General features: G+C 68.1%; 12 protein-coding genes and 1 CRISPR repeat array. Of the genes, 9 read left to right on the top strand and 3 right to left on the bottom strand.

Annotation, left to right across the window (positions count from 1 at the left end; all coding sequences use genetic code 11):
- Positions 1-9 precede the first annotated feature (9 nt).
- Positions 10-537, bottom strand: coding sequence for a hypothetical protein (locus tag ABZ194_RS24465; protein WP_355599332.1), 528 nt, complete (start codon positions 535-537; stop codon positions 10-12).
- On the bottom strand, positions 534-788 hold the full coding sequence (locus tag ABZ194_RS24460; protein ID WP_355599331.1) for a hypothetical protein: 255 nt from the start codon (positions 786-788) through the stop codon (positions 534-536). The genes ABZ194_RS24465 and ABZ194_RS24460 overlap by 4 nt, the downstream gene beginning before the upstream one ends.
- 166 nt (positions 789-954) lie before the next feature.
- On the opposite strand from ABZ194_RS24460, the gene ABZ194_RS24455 reads away from it, so the two are divergent.
- The 9 genes from ABZ194_RS24455 to ABZ194_RS24415 all read left to right on the top strand — a co-directional run bounded on the left by ABZ194_RS24455 (position 955) and on the right by ABZ194_RS24415 (position 14,508).
- Positions 955-2,283, top strand: a complete 1,329-nt coding sequence (locus tag ABZ194_RS24455) for a hypothetical protein (RefSeq protein ID WP_355599330.1) — start codon at positions 955-957, stop codon at positions 2,281-2,283.
- A 109-nt stretch (positions 2,284-2,392) separates the two neighbouring features.
- Positions 2,393-3,822: direct repeats of the CRISPR family, unit length 29 nt; unit sequence GGGACCATCCCCGCGTGCGCGGGGAGCAC.
- Positions 3,823-4,549: 727 nt separating this feature from the next.
- Positions 4,550-6,538: a type I-E CRISPR-associated protein Cse1/CasA gene (gene casA / locus ABZ194_RS24450; RefSeq protein WP_355599329.1), complete on the top strand. Its 1,989-nt coding sequence runs from the start codon at positions 4,550-4,552 to the stop codon at positions 6,536-6,538.
- A 33-nt stretch (positions 6,539-6,571) separates the two neighbouring features.
- Positions 6,572-7,183, top strand: a complete 612-nt coding sequence (gene casB, locus ABZ194_RS24445) for a type I-E CRISPR-associated protein Cse2/CasB (protein ID WP_355599328.1) — start codon at positions 6,572-6,574, stop codon at positions 7,181-7,183.
- Positions 7,184-7,371: 188 nt separating this feature from the next.
- Positions 7,372-8,514, top strand: a complete 1,143-nt coding sequence (cas7e, locus tag ABZ194_RS24440) for a type I-E CRISPR-associated protein Cas7/Cse4/CasC (protein WP_355599327.1) — start codon at positions 7,372-7,374, stop codon at positions 8,512-8,514.
- The gene (gene cas5e, locus ABZ194_RS24435; RefSeq protein WP_355599326.1) at positions 8,511-9,296 is read left to right on the top strand and encodes a type I-E CRISPR-associated protein Cas5/CasD; all 786 of its coding nucleotides are present in this window, start codon (positions 8,511-8,513) and stop codon (positions 9,294-9,296) included. The genes cas7e and cas5e overlap by 4 nt, the downstream gene beginning before the upstream one ends.
- A gap of 6 nt (positions 9,297-9,302) precedes the next feature.
- Complete coding sequence (cas6e, locus tag ABZ194_RS24430; RefSeq protein ID WP_355599325.1) at positions 9,303-10,094, top strand: type I-E CRISPR-associated protein Cas6/Cse3/CasE; 792 nt, start codon at positions 9,303-9,305, stop codon at positions 10,092-10,094.
- Positions 10,095-10,535: 441 nt separating this feature from the next.
- Complete coding sequence (locus ABZ194_RS24425) at positions 10,536-11,267, top strand: LuxR C-terminal-related transcriptional regulator (RefSeq protein WP_355599324.1); 732 nt, start codon at positions 10,536-10,538, stop codon at positions 11,265-11,267.
- Between the two features lie 1,289 nt (positions 11,268-12,556).
- On the top strand, positions 12,557-13,927 hold the full coding sequence (locus ABZ194_RS24420; RefSeq protein WP_355599323.1) for a cation:proton antiporter: 1,371 nt from the start codon (positions 12,557-12,559) through the stop codon (positions 13,925-13,927).
- Positions 13,928-14,082: 155 nt separating this feature from the next.
- Complete coding sequence (locus ABZ194_RS24415; RefSeq protein ID WP_355599322.1) at positions 14,083-14,508, top strand: DUF190 domain-containing protein; 426 nt, start codon at positions 14,083-14,085, stop codon at positions 14,506-14,508.
- Between the two features lie 161 nt (positions 14,509-14,669).
- On the opposite strand, the gene ABZ194_RS24410 is transcribed toward ABZ194_RS24415, so the two are convergent.
- Positions 14,670-14,813: a hypothetical protein gene (locus ABZ194_RS24410; RefSeq protein WP_355599321.1), complete on the bottom strand. Its 144-nt coding sequence runs from the start codon at positions 14,811-14,813 to the stop codon at positions 14,670-14,672.
- Between the last annotated feature and the right edge of the window lie 611 nt (positions 14,814-15,424).

Genomic DNA, 15,424 nt, shown 5'->3' with positions numbered 1-15,424 from the left:
ACCGGCTTTTTAGGCCGCGTCCCGGTAGGGGCGGCGGGGGTGGTGCGGCGCGGCGGCTGCTGCCGGGGAAGGAACGCCGCCGCGCCTGCTCGGGGGAGGCGGGGACGCCAAGGGGGCCGGAGGTATCGGGGGTGCCGACGCAATCGGGGCGGCCGGGGGCGCCGACGTGGTCGAGGCGGCTGGGGGTGCCGACCTGGTCGGAGGGGCCGGGGTGGTCGGGGTGGTGAGGGGGGTCTCGCGGTGGGCGGTCACGGCCATGACCGCCTCGTACATTCGCCTCTCCAGCTCCTCGGCGGTGGCGGCCTCGACCATCAGCGGTTCGGACGTCGCCCAGGCGGCCAGGGCGTAGAAGCGACGGCTGCCCACGCCGTACAGCACGGTCCAGCTCGGCCACGCCTGCGCCAGCCGTTCGGCCTGGGCGCGGGCCGGGCCGTCCCACAGGCGGCGATGCACCACGGCGGTGCGGGCCTGCCCGGCGCGGTGACGGCCCGAAGTGTCGCAGGGGTGGGAGTCGCGGGGGTCGCGGCGCCACATCACGACCTCACCGCCTTCCCCGCCGCCGTCTCCTCTTGGCGGGCGGTCTCGGCCCGCAACTGCTCAAAGGTGTCGGCGTCCACGGTCCGCTCGGCCCCGGCGTACATGGCCTCGGGGGAGAACGGCTTCCGGCGGCTGGCCCAGAAACGGCCCCTGTCGCTGAGGAACACCTGCCAGCCGGGGATCACCGACATCGGGGACGTCGCGGATGCGGGCCTCGCGGACCCGGGCATCGTGGAACTACGATCCTGCATAGATCGCACTCCTTTGCGATCAGGACCCGTCCGAACGTTCGCAGCGTTGGGCGGGTCCGCTTTTTTAAGGGACGGGATCTATCACAACCCTGTGTGATCACATCGCGACAGGGGATACTTTGGGGGCGGCAGATATCCCCCATGTCCGTCCGTGAGATGAGCCAGAATGAGCGATCTCCCCGCGTGGGCCGTCCGGTTACGTAATGAGCGCCTGCGGCGCGACTGGTCCTTGACGGACATGGCCAAACAGCTCGTGGAAGCAGCCGATGCCCGCCGTCGGCCGCACTTGCCGACCCGGGAATCACTCATCCGCATGATCCGCTCATGGGAGGCCGGAAAGCATCGGCCGAGCGAGCCCTATCCGCAGCTATTCGCTCGGGCCTTCGGAATCGCCGAAACGGATTTGTGTACGGACAAGCCGGATATAACGGCGGATGATGCCAATGGGTCACGAAAGAGTACTGTCGAAGCAAAGGCCTCAATCCGGGATGAGGGCGATGATATGGAGCGCAGACGACTGATGCGGGACGCCGCCGCCGTCGCTGTCGGCGGTGCCGTGGCGCCCGTGCTGGCCACCTTGACCGATGCCTGGCAGGCCTACGGGCCACGTATCCCTGGTGCGAGCGTGTCTCAGGAGATGATCGACGACTGGGAGGAAGCGGCCGAAGCCCACTTCGGACGGGGCTACTACGAGCCGCCCGCCACCGTGCTCGCGGCGCTCGCGGTCGACTACGCCGACATCGCCCCCCACCTCAACCGCTCTCAGCCGGAAGTCGTGGAGCGGGACCTGGCTCACGCCGCCGCGCGCTACAGCGCCCTGATCGCCGGTGCGTGGTACGACCTCGGCAGCCGACGGGAGGCGTGGCGATGGTGGAGGCGGACGCGCACGCTGGCCGACGTCTCCCAGGACACCATGCAGGCGTCGCTACTGCGAAGCTGGGAGGCGTCTCGTCGGCGCTATGACGGTGACGACGTCCTCCCGCTGCTTCAGGAAGCCTGCCGTCTGGCCGGGGAGCAGCCGAGCCTGACGTTGTTCTCCGCGCTCCGCGTGGAGGCGCAGGTCCTCGCAATGAATGGTCGCCTCAGTGAGGCGATCACTACGCTCAACCGGGCTGAGAGCGTGCTGGAACGCCTGCCCGCGCAGACTCCAGGAACCCCCCGCCCCGACTGGTACAGCCGCAGTCTGATCTACACTCTCGCGGGCGACGGCAGACAGGCCAGTGAGGCACAGGACGCCGCCAAAAAGGCGTACGATTCTGGGCACATCATGTCGACCGTGTTTGAGCTGCACCGAGCGGCCGCGCAAGCGCGAACCAATCCGGAACAGGGCGTTCAGCACGCCCTGCGGACTCTTGACGAGCTTCCTGCCGCACGGCGAGACGGCCAAACCGTGTCAGACGCTCGGCTCACGCTGACCGTGCTTCCGGAGAAGGCCCGCACCCTACCCGCCGTCCGGGAACTGCGCGCCCTGACGTCCGGAAACCGATCAGCCTGAGCCGGACACGACGACGCCCCGCCGATCAACCAGCGGGGCGTTGCTGTCCCTGCCGATGTATAACCAGGTCAGGCCAGGTAACCACATTCTGTCTCAGCGTAGACCTGACGGACTATCCCCGCCGTGCGGGGAGCGCTACACGATGTCTATCTACCTCAGGACCACCACGGGACCATCCCCGCGTGCGCGGGGAGCACTACATAGAGGAAGTGTTCAGCCGGCTTGTGCTGGGACCATCCCCGCGTGCGCGGGGAGCACTCCATGCCGACCACATACCACCCCTTGAGGGGGGGACCATCCCCGCGTGCGCGGGGAGCACGACGCACCGGGCGCGGGGATCGAGTTGCACCAGGGACCATCCCCGCGTGCGCGGGGAGCACCGCCGGATCCGCAACGGCCGGCCGGGTGACCTGGGATCATCCCCGCGTGCGCGGGGAGCACGTGGGGTCGATCGCTCCCTGAACGGTGATGTGGGGACCATCCCCGCGTGCGCGGGGAGCACATGATCCGGTCAGATCGGCTGTGCCGGACGCTGGGACCATCCCCGCGTGCGCGGGGAGCACTGGTCAGGTCCATCGTCCGCAGGGGCGGCACCGGGACCATCCCCGCGTGCGCGGGGAGCACGGTGCTGATGATGTGGGCGCTACCCCCGGGCAGGGACCATCCCCGCGTGCGCGGGGAGCACGAAGGGGAGCTGGACGGTATCCGCGTGGAGCGGGGACCATCCCCGCGTGCGCGGGGAGCACCCGAAGCTGGGGCAGAGCCAGCCGCGGCACGTGGGACCATCCCCGCGTGCGCGGGGAGCACCGAGAGGAGGCGTCTCGGGGCGCTGGCGGACCAGGACCATCCCCGCGTGCGCGGGGAGCACCCCCGGAAAGTGATCATCCGGACCGGTCGGCGGGGACCATCCCCGCGTGCGCGGGGAGCACGAGATCCCGCAGGGGGTGCCGGTGCTACGTCAGGGACCATCCCCGCGTGCGCGGGGAGCACAGCGGTCCGCTCCGGAGGCCCGGCTTTGACCAGGGACCATCCCCGCGTGCGCGGGGAGCACTGGCCGAGGACCTGCCCCCCACCTTCGCGGACGGGACCATCCCCGCGTGCGCGGGGAGCACCCTTGCCGGCGTAGTCCGCGGCAAGACGCGGCGGGACCATCCCCGCGTGCGCGGGGAGCACGTAGGAGTCGCCGCAGTCGCCTGCGCGGGCGAGGGACCATCCCCGCGTGCGCGGGGAGCACTCCTCACGCAGGACGTGTCCCCGGCCGGGGAGGGGACCATCCCCGCGTGCGCGGGGAGCACATCTCGCAGGCACGCTCGAAGCCGAATACCCCGGGACCATCCCCGCGTGCGCGGGGAGCACACGACTGCGAGTAGCGGTTGACGAACGGGATCGGGACCATCCCCGCGTGCGCGGGGAGCACGAACGTCCACCACCAGGCGAGGCGGGCAAGCAGGGACCATCCCCGCGTGCGCGGGGAGCACCCAGGCGACGAGAGGCGCGAGGTCATTCACTGGGGACCATCCCCGCGTGCGCGGGGAGCACTCTGCCTGACCTGCAGGTTTATCGGCGGTAAGTGTGAAATTCGAGTACTTTCGAGGGATCGGACATTTCGGGCACCACCGGCCTTGTTGTCTCCGGATGTTCCTGAGCAGGGTAGTCCTCCTGGGCAAGCCATGCGCTATCTGGCTGTGAGCCCTTGAGGCTTGGGCTATTCCCACGTGCGGGGAAAGCGCGAGGCGAACGCCTGGCGGCATGTCAAGGAGGAAGGGATATCCCCGCGTGTGCGGGGAGCACACCCCCATGGGGTGTGATGACCTGTGCTCCCCGCGCACGCGGGGATGGTCCCTGCGCCGGATAGTGGTCAGATCCCGAGGTGTTGTGCTCCCCGAGCATGCGGGGGGGGGGATTCCTCGGAGGGGTGTGAGGACTGCTGGGATCGTTCGCTGTCGGTGTGATCGGCCGGTTTCTCTGTGACGCCGGTCGGATCAGGCGTGCCGCCGGGTTCATGGGCGAGGTCGTCATTCTCGATGAGGTTCACGCGGCGCGAGCACGCCCGCGCGTTTGTTCTGGACGCCGAGTGCGCCGGCCTGCTGGGTGAGGGACGCGCTGTTGTCCGATGTGTGTTCCGATGCCCCGGGTTCGTCCCCAAGCCCCCGGGGCGTCGTTTTTCGTCATGTCGCAGTCAAGCCCGTGTAAGGCTCTGATATCCCCGCGGGTGCGGGGCCGACGGTTGTCCGAGACACGGCTACGGACCATCCCCGCATAACTCATGGTCAACTTTTGCGAAATTCGTGTTTTGTCGGCGCCGAATGTGCGAGGTGGTTCCACTCTAGGGATTTTCCCTCCCGGGAGTCGTCTCCTCTGGCACGCTTCACTGATCGGCGTCCAGACACGGCTAATTCGAGGATCCCTCATGTCCGCATATGACCTGATTGATTCACCTTGGCTGTTCGTACGACCGCGAGGTGACGGAAAACCTGGGGATTTCTCCCTATATGAGGTGTTGCTCCGCGCGCACGAATTCGACTCTCTCGTGGTGGAGCTTCCCACCCACACCCCCGCCCTGCTGCGGCAGGTGCTGCTCCCCGTCGTGCTGGACGCGCTGGGGCGCCCGCGTGATCGGGCGGAGTGGGCGCGGAGGTTCGACGCCGGACGGTTCACCGACGAGGAGCGGGACAGGCTCTCCGCCTACCTGGAGGAGCACCGATCCCGGTTCGACCTGTTCGACGGCCGGGCCCCGTTCGCCCAGGCCGCCGGTCTGCACACCGCGAAGAACGAGACGAAGGGGTCCGCGCTGCTGGTCGCCACGGCGCCCTCGGGCAACAACGTCCCGCTGTTCGCCACCCGCACCGAAGGAGATCCGCTGCCGCTGACACCGGCTCAGGCGGCTCGCTGGCTGCTGCACGCGCACTGCTGGGACACCGCCGCGATCAAGTCCGGGGCCGCGGGCGACCCCCAGGCCAAGGCCGGAAAGACCACCGGTAACCCCATCGGCCCGCTGGGAGCGCTGGGGGTGGTCGTCCCCGTCGGGCGCAGCCTGTACGAGACGCTGCTGCTCAACCTCCCCGTCGGTTCTCAGCCCGCCGCCGACCGCCCGCACTGGCGGCGTCCTTGCGCCGGGCCGGAATGGGAGAGCAGGGCCGCCGTCGGCCTGCTCGACCTGTGGACCTGGCAGTCGCGCCGCATCCGCCTCATTCCGGAGGCGACCGATGACGGCGTGAGGGTCTCCCGGGTCGTGCTGTGCGCGGGAGACCGGCTGCTGGATCTGCCCGAGTGGGAGCCGCACACCGCCTGGATCTTCCCGAAGGCACCCAAGAGCCCCACTGGAACGATCCGCAGACCTCGCCGTCACGCGCCGGGCAAGGCGGCCTGGCGCGGTCTGGAAGCCCTGCTCACCTCGGTACGGGAGAACGACGACGGCGACTTCGAGACCTCGGCGCTGCTGAACCAGCTCGCCGAGGTCCAGGCCGATGGGCGCCTTGACCAGGACTATCCGCTGCGGGTGGAGGCGACGGGCATCGCCTACGGCAATCAGTCCGCGGTCGTCGAGGACATCCTCTTCGACGCGATTCCCTTGCCGGTGGCGGCCCTGCGCGCGGGGGAGGCCACCTCCACCGTCCTGCTGGAGGTGGCCGAGCAGGCCGAAGGCCTGGCCAGAGCCGTGAACAACCTCTCCGCCGACCTACGCCGGGCCACGGGAGCCGACCCCATCCCCTGGGACAGGGGGCAGCGCCCCGGTGAGTTCGTGTTGCACGCGCTCGACCCGCTGGTCCGCCGTTTCCTCGTCGGAGTACGGGCGGCCGGGGGAGACCCGGACAGCCTGGAGCGGGGCCGTACCGCGTGGGAGAGGATCGCCCGCGACCGCACCTGGGACGTCGCGGAGAAGGTCCTGGCCACCGCCACCCACGGTGAGTTCGGCGGCCGTGCCGTGGAGAAGAACGGCCGCGGGTTCACCTACCGGCTGGCCACGGCCGAGCAGAGCCTCCGCCGGCAGATCAACACCGTCCTGCCCCGCTGCGCGCAGCCGGCGGACGACCTCGTAGAGGACACGGCGGACGACTCCGGAGCGATGGACGATCTCGTGCGGGACGTGACCGGCGTCCCCGTGGCGGCAGGTGACCCCGGAGCGGTGGACGAGCTCGCGCGGAACGTGGCGGGCGACTCCGTGGCGGTGAACGACCTGGTGGAGGACGTGGCGGCCGGCCTCGGGGAGGACATCGCCCTGGCCGCCTCCGTCCCCGCGACCCAGACCTTTTAGACAGCCCGGACCTTTCAGAAGGTGAGGACTTTCATGCCCGCCACGAACGACAGGCTCCCGCGTTACTGGGGCCGATACATCACCTCGGACGGGACCTGGTGCGCCAAGGAGGGGCGCCCGCCGGGCGAGGAGCTGGCCGCGCTGCGCGCGGGGCTGGGCCGCGAGGCCGGAACCGTGCCCGCGCTGTGGCCGCTCTACCGATCCCCGGTCGACGACGGGCTGGCCCGCAGAGGCGAGGTCTCCGACGAGCAGTGGGCCGAGCACGCCGCGCTCGCGCTGTACGGCCTGCACCAGCAGGCACGCCCCGAGCCCATGCACCAGCCGGGGATCCGGCTGGGCCAGGCGCTGCGCCGCCTGCACAGGAGCGGCGCGTTCACCCAGGAGGCCGTGGACCGCCGGGTGAACGCGGCGGCCTCCGCCACCCAGGTCTCCGCGCTGCTCACCCATCTACGCGGCCTGGTCACCCAGCTGCGGACCATCGGTCAGCCGCTCGACTACGACCTGCTGCTGAGGGACATCCGTGCCTGGCAGCGGCCCGACTCCCGGCAGAGGGTCCGCCGCAGCTGGGGCCTGGACTACTACGGATGGTCCCGTCCCGAGGGCGAGGCGTCCCCCGCTCCAGTTCCGGCCCCGAGCTCCGTCTGACCGCCGGGTCCCGTCCCGGCATCGGTCTCGTCGGCCTCCCTTTCCCCTCTCCTCCGGGACCTCCCCGGATCCTCCCCAGGTCCTTTCCGGAGTCTCTTCCCGGGATCCTCCCCGGATCCTTCCCCGGAGTCTTCTCATCGGACCCTCCCGGGATCCTTTCCGGAGTCCTCTCTCCCCCTGGAGTCCCCATGGACACGTGTCTTTTCGTCGACGTCCACATCGTGCAGACGGTCCCGCCCGCCAACCTCAACCGCGACGACCAGGGCAACCCCAAGGAGGCCTACTTCGGCGGAGTGCGCCGCGCCCGGGTCTCCTCCCAGGCGTGGAAGCGCGCCACCCGCACCGCCTTCGCCCAGCAGGCGCCGGAGCAGGACCACGCCACCCGCACCAAACGGATCGTCGGTGAGCTGGCCAGGCGTCTGGCCGGCCGTACGGGGCTGGAGAGCGAGCAGTCCGCCCGGCTGGCCGCGAAGCTCCTCGAACCGCTGGGCATCAAGGAGGGCAAGAAGGCCGGCGACACCGCCTACCTGCTGTTCTTCGGCTACCGGCAGCTGGAGGACATCGTCGACCTGGTGGCCGACGATGTCGCCGACCTTGTGGCCTTGACCGACGAGCAGCTCGTCGTGGCGATGAGGAACCTGCCGGTGGCGCGGAAGCTCCAGAGCGGGCACCCGGTGGACGTGGCGCTGTTCGGCCGGATGGTCGCCGACATCCCCTCTCTCAACGTCGACGCCGCGGTCCAGGTCGCCCACGCGCTCTCCACCCACGCCGTGGAGCTGGAGTTCGACTACTACACGGCCGTCGACGACGAGAACCTCGCCGACGAGACCGGTGCCGGCATGATCGGCACGATCGGTTTCAACTCCGCCACCCTGTACCGGTACGCCACCGTCGGCCTGCACCAGCTGGTCGCCAACCTCGCGGACACCGAGGCGGCGCTCAACGCGGTGGAGACCTTCGTCCAGCACTTCGCTCGATCCATCCCCTCGGGGCACCAGAACTCCTTCGCCCACCGCACCCTGCCCAGCCTGGTGGCGGTCGTGGTCCGCGACGACCAGCCGGTCAACCTGGTCTCCGCCTACGAAAACCCCGTCGTCGCCCGCCAGGAGGGGATCGCCGAAACCTCGGTACTGCGCCTGGCCGCCGAATACGAGCGCGCCGTCCGGCAGTGGGGTGACACGCCCGTCCACGCCGCCGTCTGCCACACCTTCGCCCCCGGGGGGGAGGTCGCGGAGAGGCTCGGCGCGGCGTTCGGCGCCCAGCAGACCTTCCCGGAGCTGATCGCCGGCCTGCGCGCCACGCTCGTCGAGCTCGTCAAGCGGGCCGGATGAGCGCCGCCGAGGTCACGCTGGTGCTGCGGCTGGGCGGCCCGTTGCAGTCGTGGGGCGACCGCAGCGTGTTCAACCGCCGCGACACCCGGCCCGAGCCCACCAAGTCCGGCGTGCTCGGCCTGCTGGCCGCCGCGGCCGGTCGGCCGCGTGAGGAACCGCCGGGTGAGCTGCTCGACCTGCGGATGGGGGTGCGGGTCGACCAGCCCGGCACCCTGCTGCGTGACTACCACACCGTCAGCGACTACCGGGGGCGCCCGCTCCCGCAGGCGGGCGTGTCCGCGAAGGGGTTGCAGAAGCCCACGTCGCCCGCCAAGTTCACCCACGTCACCCAGCGTTTCTATCTCCAGGACGCGGTCTTCCTCACCGCGTTGCAGGGGCCCGCCGTGTTCGTGCGGGCACTCGCCGACGCCCTCAGGCGCCCGGTCTTCCCGCTCGCGCTGGGCCGCCGCTCCTGTGTCCCCACCCAGCCCCTGCTTCTCGGTGTCCGCGACGCACCGCTGGAGGAGGTCCTGCGCGCGGAGTCCTGGCAGGCCACCGAGAGGGCCAAAGAGCTCTACGTTCGGAGCCGCCGCGCCCGCCCGGCCACCATCGACCTGCCCGCGACCCTGGACGACGCGGACGGCGACGACTCCCTCAACGATGTGCCGCAGTCCTTCGCCCCGCGCGACCGCCGGTTCGTCAGCCGCCGCATCCGCCACACCTGGGTGACGCTGCCGACCGGATTCTCCCGGCCCGACGCCGCAGCCGACGGCCACGACCCCTTCGCCCTCCTGGGCTGGTGATCTCCCATGACCTACATGTCCCGCATCCGGATCAACCCGCTACGCGAGAGGAGCCGCCGGTTCCTCGCCAGTCCGCACGTCATGCACGGCGCCGTCATGCATGCCATTCCCGACCAGCCCACCGGCGAGCGCATCCTGTGGCGGCTGGACGCCGACAACCTCCACCGGCCGTTTCTTTATGTGCTCACCAGGACCAGGCCCGACTGGTCGCACCTCGTCGAGCAGGCCGGCTGGCCCGACGCCGAGGGCGAGCACGCCGCCGTCCGCGACTACGCGCCGCTGCTCGCCCGCATCGCGGCGGGCCGTGAGTTCGCCTTCCGGCTCACCGCCAACCCTGTACAGAACACCCCGAACCCCATCAAGCCCACCGCGATCCAGCTCGAACAGGCCGTGGACGCCAAACGGCGGTCCTTCCGCGTCGGTCACCGTACCGCCGGCCGGCAGCTCACCTGGTTTCTCAGCCGGACCGAACGCTGGGGTTTTGAGATCCCACCGGCGCGCACCGACCCGTCGGCCCTCGGCCTGAAGCCGTCGGCGGACATCGACGGCCCGGCGCCGTACGAGGTCCGGATCACCGCTCGTGGCCGCCGCTCGTTCAAGAAGAGCCGTGACACCAGGCCGGTCGTCCTGCACACCGCGACCTTCGAGGGCCGGCTGCGGGTCACCGACCCGTCCACCTTCGTCGAACGGCTGCTCGGCGGCATCGGCCCGGCCAAGTCCTACGGCTGCGGCCTGCTCACCCTGGCACCGCTTCCGAGCGGTGCGCCCGCCGAGCACCCGCCCCTGGCGGGCGGATGAGGCTCAGAGCGGCCCGGCCCGCTGGTGGACGACGTCCACACCTTCTTCCGCCCCTCCGTTAGCGCGACGGCCACACCTCTCGCACGGTGCTTGTCCCGGACAGCGACCCCACTTTTAGCGGGGTCGCTGTCCGTAAGATCCGGGGAGTTTCGGGCGGTGGCGGCGGATTATATCCGCCGGGTAGGCCGAGGCCCGATGTGGCAGCGGCGGTGCGGCACGATAGAAAAGCCCCCGAGCCTCCGGTGCGATGGTTTACCTTGGTCAACAACCCCTCCGCCGGGGCCTCTCCAATTCACGAGCAAGGTCGATGACTCGTGGCGCTCCTGTTAACTGCGATATCAGGTTGCGATTGGTTCATCGGGCCTTCTGTGAGCACGTTCAACAGCCGTGGTCACAGTGTGAACGCACCTACGTCTGTGTCAAAGTCTGACGGGGGAACCGATGGAGGACCACCAGGTGGCCCGCAGTTTCCTTGACAGGCCCGATGTGACATCACGCGAACACGTCACGGCCTGCGAAGGAGAGGTGAACGGAGTCGGCGAATTGCGTGTGCTCTGGCTCGCGTACGACGAGGTCTCCTTCTACGGGTTGCCCGCCCTGCTCGACCGGTTGCCCGTGGTGCGCACGCACAAGGTCTGCTGGGGAGTCGACGCCTTCAAGCAGTCGATCACGGAGGAACGCTACGATGTCTGCGTCCTTCCCCTGAGTTCACACACCGACGTACTGGCGTCATTGATCTCACGGTGCGGCGCCCAGCTTGTGCTGACGCTTTCCGAGGCGGCGGAGTCGCTTTTGACCCGTGTAACGCGCGGCAAGGAGCCGGACGCGTGGCTCTTCGAGCAGGGGATCAGGTCTGCTGGACTGCTTGACGTGTTCAGGCAGTTGACGAAAAATCGCGCCCTGGAAACCGCGGTCAATCCTGAGCTGACCGTGTTCGGTCGTTCGCCGAAATACTGGCTCAGTAAGGTGACCGAGCGGGAGCGCTCTGTTCTGCGCCTACTCTGCCAGGGGGAGGGCAACCAGCAGATAGCGAGCGCCCTCGGCATATCCATTCATGGGGTGAAGCGTCACATCTCCAATCTGATGCTCAAGTCGGGCTGCTCGAACCGTACCGAACTGGCGCTGATGGCGGCGAGGCTGGGTTTCGCCCTCCCCGCCGAGGGTCAGCCTTGATCTGAGCCCGTCGTTCAACCTGTGCGTTGCCGCCGGGTTCGGCACGCGACCTCGAAACGGCTCGTACCCGAGGCGTCCTTTAACCGGCGCACGCCGCGAAATTGATCACACCGGCCGTGGGAACGCGCCGGCTCGGGGTGGAGCGTGCCGGTGCCGTACAAGAGGCAGGAACGGGCCGCGGTGTCACAGGAGCGCCAACCCCGCCTCCGCCGGGCTCCGCGGCCGGAGGGAACGAGCCAATACGGATGTCGTGCTGAAATCGTGGCGTACTCCTGCGCGAACCTCATCGCTGTCCGCCGCGCGCGGGTAGGCTGGCCAAAAAGATTTTCACGCTCCAATTTCGTCGAAAGGACGAAAAGCGCTCATTGGATGCCGTGCTCGGAAGGCGGCCAAAAGTCCGGTCCATTGGTCATGTCTTATCGGCCACCCCTGGTCGACCGCACCTTTGGGCACTTGTCCACATGCGGACCATTGGTTTAAACATACGAGGAGCCGGTGACCGGGTGCTGGTGAGAGGGGCGCACGGCTTTAAACGTGGCCGATGGAAGGGGTAACAAGTGACCGTCCGGGGAGCGCCTAGAGATGCCCTGGAGGGTCTTCGCCCACAGGAGCTGGAAACTCTGCTCAGTGGATTGCCGGCTGCCGCCGACGAGCGTCAGAGCGCGTGCGATCCAAGCCCGGTGAAGGGGCTTGGTGAATGGGACCCTCCAAACGTCAATGGTCAAGCCCGTGCAGGCACCTGACCGTTCTGGGAATCGCTTCAGAGTGCCCGTGGCGCGGGCCGCTCTCCCGGCGACGCGACCCGGCGGCGGGATTCACGTGACCAAGGGCGGCCATGCCGGTACTCACCTCTTCGAAGGTGGTCCGGCCCACAGCTTGACGGAGGGTGCTCCGAGGGCGTCCGTCGAGACGCCGTTACTCGTCTCCGGCATGTGTAAGAGCACGGCCTGCGCCATCCGCCCGGGAAACCGCGCGTAAGACGCAGGACACCGGTGTTACCGGCGAGATCAGTCGCCACGCGGGAGCACCGGCACCCTGATCGTTTACGGTGATCGACCCGGAACCCGTTCCAGGTCGTCATGAACAATCGTCCCGTTCAACGACGAAAACGGCATGTCCACTACCTCGAAGGTCCGCTGAAGAGCTGTTGAACCGTCTGAGCACAGCTCGGCACCGCACTCTTGAAGAGAGGAGCACGTACGTGAACGTGGCACCGGTCGGCACTGGGCGCGGAAACGCACGAGCGGACAGCGCCATCCGTAGGAGTCGGGACCAGAGACAGGTGGGTCATGTCACTCAAGGCCGCTGAAGTCGCGCATGTCCTTCTGGCCATCGTCGCCCTTCTGCTGTTCGCGCACGGCGGTGGACGTATATTCGAGCTCATCCGCCAGCCGAAGGTGATCGGAGAGATCGCCGGCGGTCTCATACTCGGCCCCACGGTACTCGGCGCGTTTTACCCGGGTGCCCAGCATTGGCTCTTTCCGGCCGGTGGACCTACGGCCAGTGTCCTGGGCGCCTTCTACAGCATCGGCTTATTGCTGATGGTTTACCTGACGGGCACCGAGATGCGCATGCCCGGCGGGGGAGGCGAACGGCGCACGGTCGGGTTCATCACGGTGTCCGGGCTGGCGCTGCCCTTCGTCTTCGGGCTGAGCATCGCCCAGCTCGTGGATACGGGCCAACTGGTCGGCCCGAACGGCTCCCCCACGACCCTGGCGCTCATCTTCGGTATGGCGGTAGCGATCACCAGCGTGCCGGTCATCTCCAGGATCATGCTCGACCTCGGCATCCTTAACACGGTCTTCGCGCGCATCGTGCTCGCCGTCGCAATCGTCGAGGACATCCTGCTCTACGTTATCCTCGCGATCGTCCTGGGTTTGGCTCAAGCCCAGGCCAGCGACTCGTACGGTGTATGGGCGCTGCTCGGAAGCGATTCCATGGCGCTCGCCGTCGTCTATTTCACCGTGGCGCCCCTGGCCTTCCTGGCGGTGGTCATCCGCTTTGGCCCATCGCTGTTCGTCCGTATGTCGAAGAGTTCGCTGAATGTGCTGGAGCACGCGAGCCCGATCGCGTTCCGCCTTTTCTTCCTGTTTCTCATGTGCGCAGGGTGTATCGGGCTCGGCATTGACCCGATCTTCGGCGCCCTCGTCGCGGGAATGTGTAGTTCGGGCACCGCGCGGCAGGAGGAGGCGCAGCCTCAAGAAACGCTCCGGCACATATCGCTGGGATTCTTCATCCCGATCTACTTCGCTATCGTCGGTATCAAGCTGGACCTGTTGCACCACTTCGACGTGGTCTTCTTCTGCTGGTTCCTGGTGCTGGCGTGCGCGGTGAAGTTCGCCAGTGTGTGGCTGGGGGCACGGCTGGCCGGTGAGGACAATCCCTCCGCCGTCAACCTTTCGGTGGCGATGAACGCCCGTGGAGGCCCGGGGATCGTGCTCGCCTCGACGGCCTTCGGAGCCCAGATCATCAACGAGAACTTCTTCGCCTCGCTTGTCGTGCTGTCGATCGTCACCTCGCAGCTCGCCGGATTCTGGCTCTGGAGGGTTGTCGGCAGGGGAATGCCACTGAGGGCCGATCCCTCGGCGAAACGGGAGGTCATTACGCGGGAGGTCGAACCGGTCGCCGCCCGGACAACGCGTAACGGGAGAAGACCGTGACCCAGGTCTCCGATGTGGACATCGGCGTCACCGGCGGTCCGGACGCGAGGTCGCGGCCGGAGGGCGGGTGCCATGGCGACCGGCCCGCCCAAGCGGGCCCGGGAGACCGACACTCTCTTATTCAAACTCGACGACTACGGAATCAACGCGATCGAATGGACGAATGGAAAATGCTGGGTGACACATATCAACCTATGGGATCATCTTTCGCCGAGTCCACGAGCCTTGCGGTGTCCGATAAACCGCTGTCTCTGTGCAGGCTTACCATCACTCTTCGCAACGGCGCTCTCTGGCACCACAAGCCGCTCTACTCGGAAATCATCCAGCGGGCCCGCGGATATGGGCTGTCGGGCGCCGGTGTCTTCGTGGGGGCCGCGGGGTTCGGGTCCGACGGGGTCATCCACACCACGCGGATTCTCAGCCTGAGCGACCACCTGCCGATAATGATCGTCGTCATTGACGAGGAATCGAAGATTCGCGGCTTCGTCCAGAGGCTGGAGGCCTCGATGGAGATCGAAACGGCGACCATCGAACACGTGCAGGCCCTGAGAGTCCGGCAGTCGAACGGCGTACCCCGATAGCACCCGGGTGCCCCGGCGGGTCGGTGGCCGGTCGGCAGGCCGGGGACAACGTGGGCGGGCGCGGAGGTCGGTGTGAGAAGGACCTCCGTGCCACGACCGCCACGGTATGAGCCCAGGAGCCGCGTGGGGGCGACAGCCGTCGGGCGAGCCGCCGGGAGCGCTCAGAGGCTGTTGAGGGACGGTTCGGCCTCGCGCCGGCGCATGCCGGCCTCACCACGCACCAGATGGACCGCCTGCTCGGTGCGGTCGGTGGACGTGAGCTCGCGTACGCGGATGGCCGGGGCGGGGCCGGTGTACCTGTGCACGGCGGAGCTACGTGGCGGAAGGGCTGAAACCGGGCCATGACGGGATGGCTCCGCATGTCATGCCCCATCGCCAACGCATAGCCACCGCGTCGGTGACCGTCCTGGAGACTTTCAGGTTGAGCCCGGTGCGCCGGCGCATTTCCTTGATCGCCTGAATCCTGGGCCCCTGGTGGGGCATCCGTGTGACACGCTCCCGCAGAGCTTGTGGTGCCGGCGAGATGGGTGTTTTCTTCTCCTTTCGGCCGGCCAATGACAACGCGGATCGTTCCTACTGGACCTTGCCCTCCGGCGGCTCCGAGTGGGGTGAGAATGGCAGATGGATCCGGCGTGTCCTCTACCAGGACGAAGCACTCTAAAAAGCACAAGGCTTCCCCTCGCCTCTGTCAACTCTGCCCCAAAGTTCTGCTTTCGACGGTGCCGCGGGCATGGCAAGCTAGGTGATCGGTTACGTAGAGAGGCGGAGTGATGACGGGCAAGGCAGTGGACCCGTCGGAGCACTCAAATAAGGATATTCGTAAGGAACTTGATTACTGGGTCAGCGTGGGGTGGATACTTCGCAAAGAGGGGCATGGATTCCGGCTCTACTGTCCATGCGAGGGGAAGTGCACGAC

The organism is Streptosporangium sp. NPDC006007 (assembly GCF_040614315.1).
GTDB lineage: Bacteria > Actinomycetota > Actinomycetes > Streptosporangiales > Streptosporangiaceae > Streptosporangium.
Note: the sequence above shows the minus strand (reverse complement) of the source record. Positions and strands in the feature narration are given on the sequence as shown.

Excerpts from the sequence above, each read along its gene's own strand:
- ABZ194_RS24415 (WP_355599322.1), top strand. The coding sequence starts at position 14,083 with ATGGACGAATGGAAAATGCTGGGTGACACATATCAACCTATGGGATCA.
- ABZ194_RS24420 (WP_355599323.1), top strand. The coding sequence starts at position 12,557 with ATGTCACTCAAGGCCGCTGAAGTCGCGCATGTCCTTCTGGCCATCGTC.
- ABZ194_RS24455 (WP_355599330.1), top strand. The coding sequence starts at position 955 with ATGAGCGATCTCCCCGCGTGGGCCGTCCGGTTACGTAATGAGCGCCTG.
- cas5e (WP_355599326.1), top strand. The coding sequence starts at position 8,511 with ATGAGCGCCGCCGAGGTCACGCTGGTGCTGCGGCTGGGCGGCCCGTTG.
- cas6e (WP_355599325.1), top strand. The coding sequence starts at position 9,303 with ATGACCTACATGTCCCGCATCCGGATCAACCCGCTACGCGAGAGGAGC.
- casA (WP_355599329.1), top strand. The coding sequence starts at position 4,550 with ATGGTCAACTTTTGCGAAATTCGTGTTTTGTCGGCGCCGAATGTGCGA.
- ABZ194_RS24425 (WP_355599324.1), top strand. The coding sequence starts at position 10,536 with ATGGAGGACCACCAGGTGGCCCGCAGTTTCCTTGACAGGCCCGATGTG.
- ABZ194_RS24460 (WP_355599331.1), bottom strand. The coding sequence starts at position 788 with ATGCAGGATCGTAGTTCCACGATGCCCGGGTCCGCGAGGCCCGCATCC.
- cas7e (WP_355599327.1), top strand. The coding sequence starts at position 7,372 with ATGGACACGTGTCTTTTCGTCGACGTCCACATCGTGCAGACGGTCCCG.
- casB (WP_355599328.1), top strand. The coding sequence starts at position 6,572 with ATGCCCGCCACGAACGACAGGCTCCCGCGTTACTGGGGCCGATACATC.